This is a genomic window from Fructilactobacillus sp. X2R5C2 (assembly GCF_059901375.1).
Window position 1 is genome coordinate 179,925 of record NZ_JBWXUX010000001.1, and the last position, 14,478, is coordinate 194,402.

Annotated in this window: 16 protein-coding genes and 1 riboswitch; of the genes, 2 read left to right on the forward strand and 14 right to left on the reverse strand. The window is 42.3% G+C overall.

Translation table 11 applies throughout. The annotated features are described in order from the left end of the window. Window positions 1–33 precede the first annotated feature (33 nt). On the reverse strand, window positions 34–315 hold the full coding sequence (locus AC6UD2_RS00980; protein ID WP_039144051.1) for a hypothetical protein: 282 nt from the start codon (window positions 313–315) through the stop codon (window positions 34–36). A gap of 71 nt (window positions 316–386) precedes the next feature. Beyond that, entirely contained in the window at window positions 387–551 is a 165-nt protein-coding gene (locus AC6UD2_RS00985; protein WP_156112346.1) for a hypothetical protein, read from the reverse strand. 196 nt (window positions 552–747) lie between these two features. On the opposite strand from AC6UD2_RS00985, the gene AC6UD2_RS00990 reads away from it, so the two are divergent. Further along, window positions 748–1,776 (forward strand): YczE/YyaS/YitT family protein, encoded by a 1,029-nt coding sequence (locus AC6UD2_RS00990; RefSeq protein WP_500697719.1) that lies wholly within the window; start codon window positions 748–750, stop codon window positions 1,774–1,776. A gap of 58 nt (window positions 1,777–1,834) precedes the next feature. Here the strand turns inward: AC6UD2_RS00990 and AC6UD2_RS00995 are convergent, their stop codons facing one another. The 3 genes from AC6UD2_RS00995 to purB all read right to left on the reverse strand — a co-directional run bounded on the left by AC6UD2_RS00995 (window position 1,835) and on the right by purB (window position 5,330). After that, window positions 1,835–3,220 (reverse strand): class II fumarate hydratase, encoded by a 1,386-nt coding sequence (locus AC6UD2_RS00995; RefSeq protein ID WP_500697720.1) that lies wholly within the window; start codon window positions 3,218–3,220, stop codon window positions 1,835–1,837. Window positions 3,221–3,252: 32 nt separating this feature from the next. Then, window positions 3,253–3,816, reverse strand: coding sequence for an ECF transporter S component (locus AC6UD2_RS01000; protein WP_500697721.1), 564 nt, complete (start codon window positions 3,814–3,816; stop codon window positions 3,253–3,255). A gap of 66 nt (window positions 3,817–3,882) precedes the next feature. Further along, a riboswitch (TPP riboswitch) is annotated at window positions 3,883–3,974 on the reverse strand. 60 nt (window positions 3,975–4,034) lie between these two features. Beyond that, the gene (gene purB, locus AC6UD2_RS01005) at window positions 4,035–5,330 is read right to left on the reverse strand and encodes an adenylosuccinate lyase (protein ID WP_500697722.1); all 1,296 of its coding nucleotides are present in this window, start codon (window positions 5,328–5,330) and stop codon (window positions 4,035–4,037) included. A 204-nt stretch (window positions 5,331–5,534) separates the two neighbouring features. Between purB and AC6UD2_RS01010 the strand changes: the two genes are divergently transcribed. Then, window positions 5,535–6,803, forward strand: coding sequence for an adenylosuccinate synthase (locus AC6UD2_RS01010; RefSeq protein ID WP_500697723.1), 1,269 nt, complete (start codon window positions 5,535–5,537; stop codon window positions 6,801–6,803). Between the two features lie 47 nt (window positions 6,804–6,850). Here the strand turns inward: AC6UD2_RS01010 and AC6UD2_RS01015 are convergent, their stop codons facing one another. The 9 genes from AC6UD2_RS01015 to AC6UD2_RS01055 form a co-directional block, all read right to left on the reverse strand. Then, the gene (locus AC6UD2_RS01015) at window positions 6,851–7,936 is read right to left on the reverse strand and encodes a M24 family metallopeptidase (RefSeq protein WP_500697724.1); all 1,086 of its coding nucleotides are present in this window, start codon (window positions 7,934–7,936) and stop codon (window positions 6,851–6,853) included. Window positions 7,937–8,010: 74 nt separating this feature from the next. Next, window positions 8,011–8,793, reverse strand: a complete 783-nt coding sequence (locus AC6UD2_RS01020) for a biotin--[acetyl-CoA-carboxylase] ligase (protein ID WP_500697725.1) — start codon at window positions 8,791–8,793, stop codon at window positions 8,011–8,013. Next, window positions 8,783–9,376: a 4'-phosphopantetheinyl transferase family protein gene (locus AC6UD2_RS01025; RefSeq protein WP_500697726.1), complete on the reverse strand. Its 594-nt coding sequence runs from the start codon at window positions 9,374–9,376 to the stop codon at window positions 8,783–8,785. The genes AC6UD2_RS01020 and AC6UD2_RS01025 overlap by 11 nt, the downstream gene beginning before the upstream one ends. A gap of 110 nt (window positions 9,377–9,486) precedes the next feature. Next, the gene (gene accA, locus AC6UD2_RS01030; RefSeq protein ID WP_500697727.1) at window positions 9,487–10,257 is read right to left on the reverse strand and encodes a carboxyltransferase subunit alpha; all 771 of its coding nucleotides are present in this window, start codon (window positions 10,255–10,257) and stop codon (window positions 9,487–9,489) included. After that, the gene (locus AC6UD2_RS01035; protein ID WP_500697728.1) at window positions 10,250–11,092 is read right to left on the reverse strand and encodes an acetyl-CoA carboxylase carboxyltransferase subunit beta; all 843 of its coding nucleotides are present in this window, start codon (window positions 11,090–11,092) and stop codon (window positions 10,250–10,252) included. The genes accA and AC6UD2_RS01035 overlap by 8 nt, the downstream gene beginning before the upstream one ends. Then, window positions 11,073–12,452 (reverse strand): acetyl-CoA carboxylase biotin carboxylase subunit, encoded by a 1,380-nt coding sequence (locus AC6UD2_RS01040; RefSeq protein WP_500697729.1) that lies wholly within the window; start codon window positions 12,450–12,452, stop codon window positions 11,073–11,075. The genes AC6UD2_RS01035 and AC6UD2_RS01040 overlap by 20 nt, the downstream gene beginning before the upstream one ends. 36 nt (window positions 12,453–12,488) lie before the next feature. Further along, window positions 12,489–12,935: an acetyl-CoA carboxylase biotin carboxyl carrier protein gene (locus tag AC6UD2_RS01045; protein ID WP_500697730.1), complete on the reverse strand. Its 447-nt coding sequence runs from the start codon at window positions 12,933–12,935 to the stop codon at window positions 12,489–12,491. Continuing rightward, a complete protein-coding gene (fabF, locus tag AC6UD2_RS01050) occupies window positions 12,935–14,173 on the reverse strand; it encodes a beta-ketoacyl-ACP synthase II (RefSeq protein WP_500697731.1) in 1,239 nt (412 codons plus the stop codon). Before fabF ends, AC6UD2_RS01045 begins: the two co-directional genes overlap by 1 nt. 36 nt (window positions 14,174–14,209) lie before the next feature. After that, entirely contained in the window at window positions 14,210–14,461 is a 252-nt protein-coding gene (locus tag AC6UD2_RS01055) for an acyl carrier protein (RefSeq protein WP_010022532.1), read from the reverse strand. Between the last annotated feature and the right edge of the window lie 17 nt (window positions 14,462–14,478).

Genomic DNA, 14,478 nt, shown 5'->3' on the forward strand with positions numbered 1-14,478 from the left:
AAATAAATAAGCGTGAAGAAAACTTCCTCACACTTATTTATTTTTTAATGAATCAAGTTGCGTCTGCAATTCACGGTACTGATTGGATAATTCCATGTATTCAGTACTCATTTTATTATATTTATCTTCATACTGAGTCGCCCGATCTTGAGCGTTTTTTAGTTCGTCTTGAAATTGGATTACTTGGGATTTCAACTCATTAGTGCTCTTATCAGAAATGTCAGTATCATTCGTCAAAGCTTGAATCTTACTGTGAAGCTCTTTATTACGAGCCGTTAAATCTTCGACTTGTTGTTTCAAATCTGAATCAGCCATTATACTCACTTCCTAGACAAATGCATTTTAGTTGAAATCGTGATGTCTTGCAATTAAATTATTAAGATTCTCTAAGTTAACGGTTTTAAGACGGGCGAAATCATCGCCTGCGCTGATTTACTCAATTGAAGTTTTTTATTATGCATTAATTGATGAACTCGAAAAAGGTTATTTTCGCGCTGTTGCCATTCTTTAACTGGCTGAGCGCTTTGCTTGTTTAATACTTTAATATTCATAAGCAATCCCTCCGATTTACAAAATCAACTTAAATGATTAGTTTAAGTTACCAAGCATTATAATACATAATTGGAAATTAGTCATCTATCGCAAATTTCACCACGTAAAATGGCTTCCTGGCAGTCGTTACCCTTACAATTGTTTCATCAATAAGTTATAATATTAATAACAATTTTAAGAAGGAAGTCTAATTCAATGAGTAATTCTAATCCGTCAGCTAATTCCGCCGCACCAAAAATGACGTGGTACGGTAAGACATTTAACATATTACTTAAAGTTTTAATGTCATTTGTTGGGATCACCATGTTATCACTTGGTGCTACCCTACTTCGATCAAGTAAAATTTTAGGACTTGATCCATTTACGGCCGTTAATATTGGGATGTCAAACCACCTACATATGTCACTTGGTTTGTATCAATTACTAGCCAACTTAGTAATCTTCGTGTTTGTCCTGTTCCTTGACCGTCACATGATCGGAATTGGAACCATCATGAACATGGTCTTAGTTGGATTCGAGATCCAAATCTTCACCCAATTTTATCAACAGATTTTCCCAGAGGGCATTAATTTCTTCGTAATCGTTGCTAATGCTTTCCTTGGATTAATTCTATTTACCGCTGGTAGTTCCATCTACATGGCGCCTAACCTAGGGGTTGCACCGTACGATGCGATTGCTCCAATTGTTTCATCACGACTCCACATTAAGTATAAGACCGCTCGTGTAATTCAAGATATCTTATTCTTAATTGCCGCTGTCCTTGCAGGTGGTCCCGTTGGATTTGCATCAATTATTGTGGCATTCTTTGCTGGTCCATTAATCGCTTACTGGAACAAGCACATCAGTGATCCAATTGTTAATGGAATCGACGACTTCAGTGAACAACCAACGGTTAAACATGCTGCAAGTACCATTTCCAAAGCAACGTTATCTGGGTATCATTATTTGACCCATGCTTATAACGCCACTCTGAACGTTCAGATGAACTTATCCGGTTACACTAACCAACAACTAGGAACTAGACTTCACGACGCTCAGACCAACATGGAGGACTCTCAGAAGGCTTACAATGCATACCGTACTCAATACAGAATGTTGATGGCCGAAATGATGAAGCGAAGCAAGAATGGTAATGTTGATCCCCAATCAACTGGTCAGCCTAAAAATAATTCTGATCAGGGTTCTAAGGATCAAAACAACCAAAACGATGATTCGAAAAAATAATTAAATAACTAAAAGCCAGAGATTAACTAAATGTTAATCTTTGGCTTTTTTCATTTCCCTATTGTTTACGATTATGATTCGTCATTTCAAGAGGTTTAACCCACTTATCAAAGTCGAATCCAGTAACGTATCCCGACTCAACGGCAGCCTGTCTAAGGTCGGTCTTTCCGTTCAAAGCCGCTTGGGCAATCTCAGCGGCTCGGTGATATCCAATGTGTGGTGATAAGGCGGTCACCGTCATAAGCGAATTATGAACTAATTCTTCCATTCGATCTTGGTTTACTTCAATTCCATCAACCATCAGGTCCGTAAAATGACTCAAGATGCCAGTTAACGACTGAACGGAATCGAGAAAACACTCAATAATGATAGGCTTATAAACGTTCATCTCAAAGTTTCCTTGGGTATTAGCCATTTCAATCGTAGTATCATTCCCCATGATGCGAGCCACTACCATGTCCATGGCTTCTCCTTGAGTTGGATTTACTTTTCCCGGCATAATTGATGATCCGGGTTCGTTGGCTGGAATGGTAATTTCGCCATAGCCAGCTCGCGGGCCACTTGCCAAGAATTTAATGTCATTAGCAATTTTCATTAAGTCAGTAGCAAGGGTTCTAACCGCTCCGTGTGTCATCGTAAGGGCCGAGTGAGATGCCAAACCGTAAAACTTATTTTCTACTTCAAACGGTTCGTGATACTTGTCCCCTAGGTTCTTAACCATTTCAACATCAAAATTTTGAGCGGTATTTAGTCCGGTGCCAACTGCTGTGCCACCAATCGGCAATCCCAACAATGATTTAGAATTGTCAGCCACAAATTGGAGGTCGTGTTGAATGGTGCTAGCCCATCCAGATACTTCCTGACCAAACGTCATGGGGGTCGCATCCTGTAAGTGAGTGCGACCAATCTTCACCACATCCCAGTACTTCCTCTGGAGACGTTGCATCACCTTAATTAAGTGCTGTAATTCTGGCAATAACTGGTTAATGGCAACCAAACTCGCAATGTTCATCGCGGTTGGAAACGTATCATTAGAACTTTGTGAATGATTTACATCATCATTTGGCAAAATCTCAACGTCTGGATCAATCTGTTTTGCAACATGGGCAATGACTTCATTGACGTTCATATTTGTCTGAGTTCCTGATCCAGTTTGATAAATGTGTAACGGAAAATTTTGCATGAGCTGTTCATCAGACAATTCGAGTAGCCTAGCTGCGGATTTCTCAATCAAGGCACCCTTTTGTTTCTCAATCGTCTTTTGTTGAACGCTAACTTCAGCCGCACTGGCTTTAATGTTGATAAGTGCTCGAATCACCAGAACCGGCATTTTGGGACCGACTGGGAAATTATGGCGGCTGCGTTCTGTCTGAGCTCCCCATAAGGCATTCTTTGGCACCTTCACGTTTCCGAGTGTGTCACTTTCAATTCGATAATCAGACATTCTGTCATCCCCTAGTTAGTATTGGGTACGACCTATCGACTTAGGACCTGACTCTTCTCGAGTAATCGACTGATTAAGTATGTCAACACTCCGCTAAATAAGAAGACTGACACAAGACGAGTAAGGAATAAGAGCAGCAAGAAACCAATGTGATAGTTAGCGTAACCACTCTTGATCATGTCCCAAGCAAACGTAATTACCGTGGTGGTAATCGTCGTACTTATGATTCCTAACCAATTATAATGTTTATAACCTAATACAGCAAATCCTAGCTCTGAAGATAGTCCCTGAATTAGACCAGAGAGTAAATCAGCCACTCCCCACTGACTTCCTAAAATCATTTCAACAAACGCTCCCAAGAATTCACCAAGGGTGGCTGAAAAGGGAAGTCTAATGATAAAAGCCGCTAGTGGGCCAGCTAGTGTGTACAAGCCAAAGGTGGCTTCGTTGGCAAATGGCTGCAAGCCAAACGGGGTCAAAGCTGCGGCCAACAAGTTGTACAGAAACGAGGTTCCCCAGAAGATTACCCCACAAAAAGCTCCAATTAACGTTACTAAAATGATGTCCTTTAAATGCCATTCTCTTAATACTTTCATGTTATCTCCTCCAACAAAAAAAGTTCCAGGATCTCCTCCGGGAACTTCAACACATGATTAAAATGACACTTATAGTGTAGTCGGATCCCTTCGCAGGTCTTAACCTGATCAGGTTCAATGGGTATTATCTCAGCCATACGGCACCCCAGAATTATATAATTCATGCTAATGATATAATGGATGATTAATAAAAGCAATCAAAAAGTGAACAAAGATTATTATTCAAGTCCAACCCGCTTGAAGATGTCATCGACATGACGCAGATGGTAATGATAATCAAACGCATCATTAATTTCTTGATCGGATAAACGCTCACTAATTTGCTTATTATCTTTAACTAACTTTTCAAATGACTCATGATTCTCCCATGACTGAGCGGTAAGTGGTTGTACTAGGTCATAAGCAGCTTCCCTACTCATGCCACTATCAATCAACTTCAACATTACTCGTTGACTGTAGATCAAGCCATAAGTCAACTTCATGTTCTCTTTCATCCGCTCAGGAAAAACATCTAGATTAGAAAGAATATTGTTGAAACGGTGCAACATATAATCTAAAAGCGTGGTACTCTCCGGCAAAATGATCCGCTCGGCTGATGAGTGAGAAATGTCACGTTCATGCCACAATGACACGTTTTCGTAGGCCGTTGTAATTAAGCCACGCATCGTTCTGGCCAGTCCACAAATGTTTTCGGAACCAATTGGATTCCGTTTGTGCGGCATCGCCGATGATCCTTTTTGACCAGGATTAAAGTGTTCTTCAACTTCATGAATTTCAGAACGTTGGAGTCCCCGAATTTCCGTGGCAAAGTTCTCCAAGCTGGTAGCAATTAGTGCCAAGGTTGAAATATACTCCGCGTGTAAATCACGGGGCAACACCTGACTAGTGATCTCTTGTGCCCGAAGTCCTAATTTATTGCACACATAGGCTTCTACCTGCGGATCAATGTTAGCAAAAGTACCAACTGCTCCGGAAATCTTTCCGGCTTCCACTCCGTCAGAAGCTTCATTAAATCGTTTCAAATTTCGTTTCATTTCTGAATACCAGCGGGCCATCTTTAAACCGAACGTCATTGGTTCCGCCTGAACTCCATGAGTTCGACCAATTTCAACGGTGTCCTTGTATTTTAACGCCTTGGCCTTAATGGTATCCATCAATGTCAAAATGTCTTGTCTGATTACCTTATCAGCCTGTTTTAAACGAAGCCCTTGGGCAGTATCAACAACATCGGTACTGGTAACCCCATAATGAATCCACTTTTTCTCAGGCCCAAGCGATTCGGAGACATCTCGAGTAAAGGCCACCACATCGTGATGAGTTTCGGCCTCAATCTGTGCAATTCGATCAACGTCAAAAGTAGCATTCTTTTTAATGGCGGTGACGTCGGCCTCAGGGATCTTGCCTAGCTTACTCCAAGCTTCATCAATAGCAATCTCCACTTCCAGCCAAGTCTGATACTGGTTCTGTTTACTCCAGATCTGTTTCATTGGTGCTCGCGTATAACGATCAATCATTTCATTCACCTCATTGTAATTACACGATAATCTTACATAACGTTTTCTTTTCAGTCAAATAAACCCCAAAATCATTTTAAGCCATTTCTAATCGTTCGTAAAACCCGAACATTATTTTTGACAATATTAGGAATGTTCTTGATTTTTCTAAATCCGATTGGTAAACTGTTCTTGGTCAAAAAATTCATTTACGAGGTGCTATATATGTCTGTAACAGTTGTGGTTGGTAGTCAATGGGGCGACGAAGGAAAAGGGAAGATTGTTGATACCCTAAGCGCCGATGCGGATATCATTGCCAGATATCAGGGTGGTGACAACGCTGGTCATACCATCGTTTTTAACAATCAAAATTTTCACGTTCAACTAGTTCCATCCGGAATCTTCTATCCAGATAAGTTGGCCGTAATTGGAAATGGAGTTGTTTTAAACCCGAAGTCACTCTTTAAGGAAGTTGACTATCTTAATGAACATGGCGTTTCAACCGACAACTTACGGGTCTCATCTCGTGCACAAGTAATTATGCCTTATCATCCCCTCTTCGACAAACTACAAGAGGAACACAAAAATCATAAGATTGGAACCACCCAGAAGGGAATCGGACCAGCTTACATGGATAAAGTCGCTAGGGTCGGAATTCGCGTGGCTGATCTAATCGATCCGGTAACGTTTAAGCATCGTCTTAAGGATGTTTTGTCGGAAAAGAACGAACTCCTAGTGAAGTTATACGATCACGCTCCACTGAACTTTGACGAGATCTATGACGAATACGTTCAACTTGGAAAACAACTTAAACCGTACGTGACAGAAACTTCGGTCCTTTTAAACGATGAAATTGATAACCACAAGAACGTCTTATTTGAAGGAGCTCAGGGGATCATGTTAGACGTCGATCATGGGACTTATCCATACGTGACTTCATCTAATCCAGTCGCAGGTGGAGCTGCCGTTGGTGCAGGAATTGGTCCAAGTAAAATTGATCGTGTCATCGGAACTTGTAAGGCCTATACTTCTCGAGTTGGTGAGGGACCCTTTCCAACTGAACTCTTAGACGCCACCGGCGATCACATCCGTGAGACCGCTCATGAATACGGAGTCGTTACCAAACGTCCCCGTCGGATTGGCTGGTTTGATAGCGTGGCACTACGTCACGCCCGTCGAGTCTCAGGTCTAACCCACTTAGCCCTCAACTGTTTAGATGTTCTTGATGGACTTAAGGAAATTAAGATTTGTACCGCATACGAATTAAACGGTAAAAAAATTACCTATTATCCCGCTAACCTCGACACTCTCGATAAGTGCAAGCCGGTTTATGAAACCCTGCCAGGATGGAATGAAGACATCACGGACTGTGATACTTACGACAAACTCCCAGAGAACGCTCAAAAGTTTCTTGATCGTGTCTCAGAACTTGTCGGAATTCCCCTTGTCACCTTTTCAACTGGTCCCAAACGTGAGCAAACTCATCAAATGTAAAAAAATAAGACCTTGGATAATTCAATCCAAGGTCTTTTTATATTCTCTTATACGTACCGTAATTCTTTGGAAGTATGCGTAAATGGTTCGTTACCGTCTTTCGTTAAATGAATGCAGTCTTCAATCCGAACTCCGGCCACTCCGGGGATGTAGATTCCAGGTTCAATGGAGAAGCACATGCCCTCTTTCAAGACCATCTGGTTGCCCTCCATGATGGAAGGAAATTCGTGTTCGCTCATTCCCATTCCATGACCAAGTCTGTGAATGAAGTACTTACCATAACCAGCTTTATCAATGATATTTCTAGCAATCGCGTCCAGTTCCTCAGCTCGAATTCCTGGTTTGGCAGCCGATTGAGCCGCTAGTTGGGCTTCTAACACAACGTCGTAAATTTCTTTTTGTTTTGCTGGAATTTTATCACCAACCGCTACCGTCCTAGAAGCATCCGAAATGTATCCGTTGTGGACCGTTCCAAGATCAAACAGTAATAAGTTATTATTTTTAATCTGATTCATGTCAGTTGCCCCGTGTGGTTCCGCAGCATGAGGACCGGTCTGAACCAGAGTATCAAAGCTCATATTCATCACACCACGAATCTTTTCTTGGTACTCAACTTCGGCTTCGGTCTTGCCAGCCTTAGCGGCTTCAAAGCCCACCTTAAAGGCAAAGTCTGCTTCCTTGCCAGCTGCATCCAGTTGTTCAATCTCGTAAGGGGTCTTAATCACACGTAACTCGTTCACTTTAGGAGCAACGTTGGTCTTAAAATCAGCCTTCGGAAACTCTGCTTGTAACTGCTGGTAACGGCTAATAACCAAGTTATCGTCTTCAATCCCAAAGCGCTTGGGATCTGGATTAACGTCCCGAATATGTTTAGCGATTAATTTAAAGGGATCCTCGTGATCAAGGTAACCATAAACCGGATACTTCCAGCCTGATTCCTTGATGGCTTCGACCTCTAGCTCTGGTGCAAACAAGAATGGTTCGGCATCAGGAAAAATAAAGAGTGCCAAAACCCGTTCAACAGGATCACTGCCAAAGCCCGTGAAATACTTGATGTCTTCAAAGTTACTGATGTAAGCCACATCAAGTTGCTTTTGATTAACGTAGTCTCTCATTTCGTTTAACTTAACCATATTACTACCTCCTAAACTTGCTGCTAATTTTAGCATACGTTTTCATTTAATCAATAGAAAAAAGGAATCTGTCACTAACTGTCAGACTCCTTTTTTCTAATATTTTGGGTTTCATTTGGATCTAAGCTCATCATTTGATCATCGGGTGTCTTTAACAGTAAATGCCCCTCATCGTTGATTCCAACTAATTGACCAGACATTTCACGGCCCTGATTGATCAGTGAGACCCAATCGTTAAGCCACATTAAATGTTTAACGTACTCCACTATGATTTGATCAGCAGTCCACTCATAGTAAATAGCATACAGATGATTGTATATAGCCGCAATGACCTGATTACGTTGTAACGGCGGAATAACATTCAAGCTGCCCACCATTTGATCCTCATTACGTGAAAATGGCATGATGCCGATATCCAGACCAATTCCCATGATGAAGTTTTCTGGTTGGTTATTTTCGTTACTCTGGATTTCGGTCAGAATCCCTCCAACCTTACTATCATCATAATAGATATCGTTTACCCACTTTAACTGGGAATCGATTCCGTAAACTTGGTTAATGGCTTGTGTCACTGCGACACCAATCCCAAGGGTCAGGATCCCCGGATTTTGAACGAATTCGTTTTTGGCCGGAAAAATCACCGTAAAATAAACGCCATTATCAGCGGGCGAGTAAAAATGGTGACCATTTTGGCCCTTCCCCTTGGTTTGTTCGTTGGCAATGATCATTCCGGGTCTTTGCCACACCTCAGTCTGAGCCTCTTCGTTGGTCGAGGGTAACTGATCATAGACCTCAATTTGATCGATGGGAAAACTAATCAGACTGTGAATCACCCGTGCGTTCAACTTATCGTTCATTCTCATTCTCCACTTGAATTGCTAGTGTCCCAATGTACTTCCAGCCTACGTCTAAAAAGTTAATCTGATACAAATCATCATTTCTTCTCGCACTTTCCATGTGAGGAAGCGTGGTCACGACGGTCTTAGGCTTTCCAATCAAGCCAACTCCTTGCAACTTCAAAACCGCTTCCTTAATGGTCCACAAACGTAATGCCTGTTCTCCCTGCCGTTTTCCCTTTAAATTCTTGAGATATTCCAGTTCATCAGGCGTAAAGGCTCTGGTAATTCTGGTGTAATCGTAGGGACGAATCTGCTCTAAATCAACCCCAATGGGATGATCGGCAATGGCGACTAAAACAGCATCATGGGAATGGGCAATGTTGAAATGATAACCATTTGGTACAAAGTATGGTTTCCCGTAGTGACCGAAATCAATGTCAACGTTTTTAATGGCGTCTTTAACGGGCATTCCCACCAAATTGGCTAACAGGACTCGTCCCACCAAAGTTTGTTGTTTCTTTGGTTGGTCGATAATCCCTAGTTCTTGGTAGTAAGGTTGAAATGCCTTCGTAGTTATCGAATCACTTAAAAATTTAATCATGTAATTCTCCATTTTTCGTTTTATTAAAAATCATCAATAAGAGACAAAATAAGAGTCTCACTATTTTCAACAGGTACAATAGTAACACTCTCACTCGTTTCGGTCATTTACTAAAAATTACGGTATCGGGCCAATCGTTTCTGAAGCATCTCATCCTTTGACATTGCATTCAGTTCTTTGATTTTCTTTACCAAATCACCACGAAACCGTTCAAAGCCGTCGGCGGTATTCACTTCAGGAATGATCCGGTCGATGATACCCTCCTTCAAAAGATCATCTGGGGTCAACTTCATGACCGAAGCGGCTTCCTTCATCCGACTGGGATCTTTCCACAAGATGGTGGCGTATCCCTCCGGAGAAAGCACCGAATAGATACTATCTTCAAAGGCCCAGACGCAATCACCTACTGCCAGGGCTAGCGCACCACCACTGCCACCTTCACCGACGATGACACTGATATAAGGAACGGTTAGTTGCATCCCCTGTAAGATCAACTGGGCAATCGCATACCCAATTCCATGGTATTCAGCATCGACTCCGGGATAAGCCCCTGGGGTGTTGATCAATGTGACGATGGGGCGGTTAAACTTTTCGGCTTGTTTCATCAAGCGCAGCGCCTTGCGATAACCATCTGGTTCCGCAGAACCAAAGTGCCGTTCGATGTTGGAGTTCAGGTCAGCACCCTTTCTGATCCCTACAAACGTAGTGGGGATATCATCCATCGTCCCAATTCCACCATAAACAGCCGGATCGTCACCGTAGGCTCGATCTCCATGAAGTTCCATGAAGTCATCAGTAATTCCATTAATGAGATCATCAACTCCGATTTTACCAGCAGCTCTTGCGTTAACAACTTTATCCCATGCAGTTGGTTTACTCATTATTATCACCTACCTGATGCCACCTAAGAATTTTTGTCAGGGTTGTCTTCATGTCACGACGCCTTACCACGGCATCCAAGAACCCGTTCTTAAGAAGAGTTTCGGATCGCTGAAAATCCTTGGGCGGGCGTTGTTGAATCGTCTTTTCAATCACACGGCGCCCCGCAAAACCAATCAATGCGTGCGGTTCCGACAAAATAACGTCTCCCTGCATCGCAAAACTAGCCGTTACGCCTCCAGTAGTTGGATCACAAGGGACACTCACATAAAGTAGACCGGCCTTACTGTGTTCAGCCACGGCTTCAGAAACCTTAGCCATCTGCATCAAGGAATGAATGCCCTCTTGCATTCGGGCGCCTCCCGATGCGGTGAAGACAATCACTGGTAATTTCTTTTCCGTAGCGGTCTCAAATAAACGGGCCAGAATTTCACCGGTTGCCGTTCCAAGACTGGCCATCACAAACCGCCAGTCCATCGCTGCCACAGCTACTTGCATTCCATCAAGGGTTCCAATCCCCGATAACACACTTTCATTAATTCCAGTAACCTCACGAGCCTTCTTCAATTTAGCTACGTACTGAGCGTCATTAAATTTCTTTGAAGCCTTCAAATCAGTATTGATTGGTTCAAACTCATCCAACATCAGTTGAATCCGTTCCTTAGCGCCAATTCGAAAAGCATAATGACAGTTCGGACACTCTTTGAATTTTCCTAGATCCTTTTTGTAAAAACTCTTCTTACAAATTGGGCATTGAACCCAGATGTGATCAGGAATTTGATCCATTCGCTCATTTAATTTCGCTGGACTAATCTTTTCAAACTGTTTGTTTGTCATACTGTTTCATCCATTCTTTTAAGAACGTACTCTCAATGTAATTATTATTAAAATCACCCGCAAGAAAGTGGCGATCAGAAATCAAATCGATTAAGAAGTCCCGGTTCGTTGTTACACCTTCCACCACAAAATTAGTCAAAATCCGTTTCATTTCACTAACGGCTTCACGCTTAGTGGGTTTATGAACGATGATTTTAGCAATCATTGAATCATAGTAAGGTGAAATCATATCACCTGCTTCCACCCCGGAATCAATCCGGATGGAGTCCGATTCATCGGGAAACTTCATTTGCTCAAGCTTTCCTGGCGATGGGGTGAAGTTGTTACTAGGATCTTCAGCGTTGATACGGCACTCAATTGAGTAACCCTTTACGGCACAGTCGGCTTGGGTAAATGGTAGTTCTTGTCCCTGAGCCACCATAATTTGTGCTTTGATAATTTCGACCCCAGTGACTTCTTCAGTAATAGTGTATTCAACCTGCAGACGCGTATTCATTTCCATGAAGTAAAAGTTGTGATCCTGATCCATTAAGAACTCAAAGGTTCCAGTATTGGTATAGCCAATTCCCTTAGCAGCTTTGACCACAATCTGGCCCAGTTCCTGTCGCTTCTGTTCGGTAATCTGGGAACAGGGACTTTCCTCAATCACCTTTTGATGATTACGCTGCATGGAACAGTCCCGTTCTGGAAAGTAAACCACGTGCCCATGCTCATCGGCAATGATCTGCATCTCGATGTGCTTAGCATCACTTAAATCTTTTTCCATGTAAAGCCGGTCATCCCCAAATGAGAGTTTGGCCTCACGTTTAGTGTCGGTAAAGGCTTTTCTTAGCTCGGCTTCATTTAAAACCTTTCGGATTCCTTTACCACCGCCACCAGCAGCAGCTTTTAACATGACCGGATAACCCGTCTCTTTAGCAACCTCTTTGGCTTGCTTATAAGTATCAACAAAACCGTCACTTCCAGGAATCGTTGGAACTCCATTTTGTCGCATGGCTTCCTTCGCATTCCCCTTATTTCCCATCAAGTTGATCACTTTGGCGCTTGGTCCAATAAATTTAATTCCGCACTGTTCACATAATTCTGCAAAATCAGCGTTTTCAGACAAAAAGCCATACCCAGGATGGAGGGCATCACATCCGCAAAGAACCGCGGAATCAATGATGGCTGCCATGTTTAAGTATGACTCATCTGGAAACGGTCCACCAATACATACGGATTCATCAGCTAATTTTACAAATAAACTATCGGCATCGGCGGTTGAATAAACCGCCACGGCCTTGATGTTCATTTCGTGAAGTGCACGGATAATCTGAACTGCGACTTCGCCGCGGTTCGCCACCAGCACTTTTTTAAACATTAAATCACCCTTCAAAACTAACGTGCATTGATATTCTTAGTCTTCCTGAATTTCAAAAATTGGTTCGTTGTACTCAACCATTGAGCCGCTCTTTGGAATTCGTTTTATGATGGTTCCACTAACGGGACTTTTTACTTCGTTAACTAGCTTCATCGCTTCAATCACACAGACGGTTTCACCCTTCTTAACGTGATCTCCATCCTTTTTGAAATCATCCTTTTCAGGACTTGGAGCATAGTACAAGATCCCAACCATTGGAGCCTTTAACTGGTAATTATCCGACGTCGTGGTCGCATCCGTTTTTGAGGCTTTGATTGCCGTTGGTTTGGCAGTCTCTTCTTGATGCTCGCTCGTCGGTTTCAAATTACCGTGATCAGGAATTTTGGAGAAGTAAACTTCTCCATTATCGTCATTAACCCTGATCTCCTGTAAGTTTGACTTTTCAAATTTATCAATTAATTTTTCAATTTCTCGTTCATTCACTAATCTTCATTCCACTTCTTCATCGCAATTACCGCATTGTGACCACCAAAGCCAAATGCATTGCTAATGGCAGTATTTACAGGCGCCTTTTTGTTGTTTTCATCAACCAAATCAACGTGAATCTCAGGATCCTTATGTTTCATCCCAACGTTCACTGGCATTTGGTCATTTTGAAGGGCAGCCACAAGGGCGACCGCTTCTAGTCCACCAGCAGCTCCCAAGGAGTGTCCAACCATTCCTTTAATGGAACTAACCTTGACGTGATCGTTATCATTAAACAACTTTTCAATTGCGCCTGCTTCAGCAACATCGTTGGCGTGCGTACTGGTCCCATGAGCGTTCACGTAATCTAACTCGCTCGTCTTAATATTGCCTTCATCAAGGGCCTCTTGCATGGCCTTAATGGCACCCTTTCCAGATGGATTAGGAGCAGTCATATGGTAGGCATCACTAGTAGCACCGTATCCAACTACTTCGGCCAAAATGTTGGCACCACGTGCTTTGGCATGATCGTAATCTTCAAGGATTAGTGTCCCAGCACCTTCACCCATGACAAATCCATTTCGGTTTTCATCGAATGGCATGGAAGCATCTTCGACCCTTTTGGCAGTTGAAAGTGCGGTTAACTTGGCAAAGCCGGCAATCCCAATCTCGGTAATGGCAGCTTCTGTCCCACCTGCAATCATCATTTTGGCCTTTCCTTGCTTGATTAATTCAAAGGCATTTCCGATTGCATTGTTGGCGGAAGCACAAGCCGTTACGATGGTCTGGGAGGTGTTTTCAGCATCAAAATAAATGGAAACATTTCCGGAGGCCATGTTGGCAATTGCTTTGGGAACAAACAGTGGTGAGACTCGCTTAGGACCCTTATCATGCATTTTGATAATGTCACTTTCAATGGTGGTTAAACCGCCAATTCCATTTCCATACATAACCCCTAAGTCTTCTGGATCATAGTCACCCTTTTTTAAGCCGGCCTGATCCATTGCTTCCTTGGCACTATATAAGGCGTACTGAGAAAAAAGATCAATCCGTTTGTAGTCCCGCTTATCTAAGCGTTGGCCTGGATCAAAATCCTTAACTTCAGCAGCCACAGTAACGCCAGTGTCACTAGCATCAAATTTAGTGATTGGCGCAATTCCAACCTTAGAATTAAATAAGTTGTGGGCAAAAGCATTGGCATCATTTCCAATGGGAGTAACGGCTCCCATTCCTGTTACAACGACTCGATTACTCAAATGATTCCCTCCTGTTCAAGTAAATAGTGAATTAGATTATTTATCTTTTTCTGCAATTTTCTTTTGGATGTAATCAACTAATTGAGCAACCGTACTGATGTCTTCATCACTTTCAATTTCGATGTCGTATTCATTTTCAAGTCCATCAACCACTTCAAAGAAGTCAAGGCTATCAATATCAACATCTTCCTTAAGGTTTGTATCCATTTTGATGTCTGTTGCAGGTACATCAGTTTGTTTTGCAATTAAGTCTTTGATTTTGTTAAAAATTTCGTTTTGGTCTGCCATAATATATCACTCCATAA

What these genes read in the sequence shown, in the direction of transcription:
- AC6UD2_RS00980 (WP_039144051.1), bottom strand. Translation starts at nt 315, where the DNA reads ATGGCTGATTCAGATTTGAAACAACAAGTCGAAGATTTAACGGCTCGT.
- AC6UD2_RS01040 (WP_500697729.1), bottom strand. Translation starts at nt 12,452, where the DNA reads ATGTTTAAAAAAGTGCTGGTGGCGAACCGCGGCGAAGTCGCAGTTCAG.
- purB (WP_500697722.1), bottom strand. Translation starts at nt 5,330, where the DNA reads ATGATTGATCGTTATACGCGAGCACCAATGAAACAGATCTGGAGTAAA.
- AC6UD2_RS00990 (WP_500697719.1), top strand. Translation starts at nt 748, where the DNA reads ATGAGTAATTCTAATCCGTCAGCTAATTCCGCCGCACCAAAAATGACG.
- accA (WP_500697727.1), bottom strand. Translation starts at nt 10,257, where the DNA reads ATGAGTAAACCAACTGCATGGGATAAAGTTGTTAACGCAAGAGCTGCT.
- AC6UD2_RS01015 (WP_500697724.1), bottom strand. Translation starts at nt 7,936, where the DNA reads ATGGTTAAGTTAAACGAAATGAGAGACTACGTTAATCAAAAGCAACTT.
- AC6UD2_RS01000 (WP_500697721.1), bottom strand. Translation starts at nt 3,816, where the DNA reads ATGAAAGTATTAAGAGAATGGCATTTAAAGGACATCATTTTAGTAACG.
- AC6UD2_RS01055 (WP_010022532.1), bottom strand. Translation starts at nt 14,461, where the DNA reads ATGGCAGACCAAAACGAAATTTTTAACAAAATCAAAGACTTAATTGCA.
- AC6UD2_RS01025 (WP_500697726.1), bottom strand. Translation starts at nt 9,376, where the DNA reads ATGATTAAATTTTTAAGTGATTCGATAACTACGAAGGCATTTCAACCT.
- AC6UD2_RS01010 (WP_500697723.1), top strand. Translation starts at nt 5,535, where the DNA reads ATGTCTGTAACAGTTGTGGTTGGTAGTCAATGGGGCGACGAAGGAAAA.
- AC6UD2_RS00985 (WP_156112346.1), bottom strand. Translation starts at nt 551, where the DNA reads ATGAATATTAAAGTATTAAACAAGCAAAGCGCTCAGCCAGTTAAAGAA.
- AC6UD2_RS01020 (WP_500697725.1), bottom strand. Translation starts at nt 8,793, where the DNA reads ATGAACGATAAGTTGAACGCACGGGTGATTCACAGTCTGATTAGTTTT.
- AC6UD2_RS01035 (WP_500697728.1), bottom strand. Translation starts at nt 11,092, where the DNA reads ATGACAAACAAACAGTTTGAAAAGATTAGTCCAGCGAAATTAAATGAG.
- AC6UD2_RS00995 (WP_500697720.1), bottom strand. Translation starts at nt 3,220, where the DNA reads ATGTCTGATTATCGAATTGAAAGTGACACACTCGGAAACGTGAAGGTG.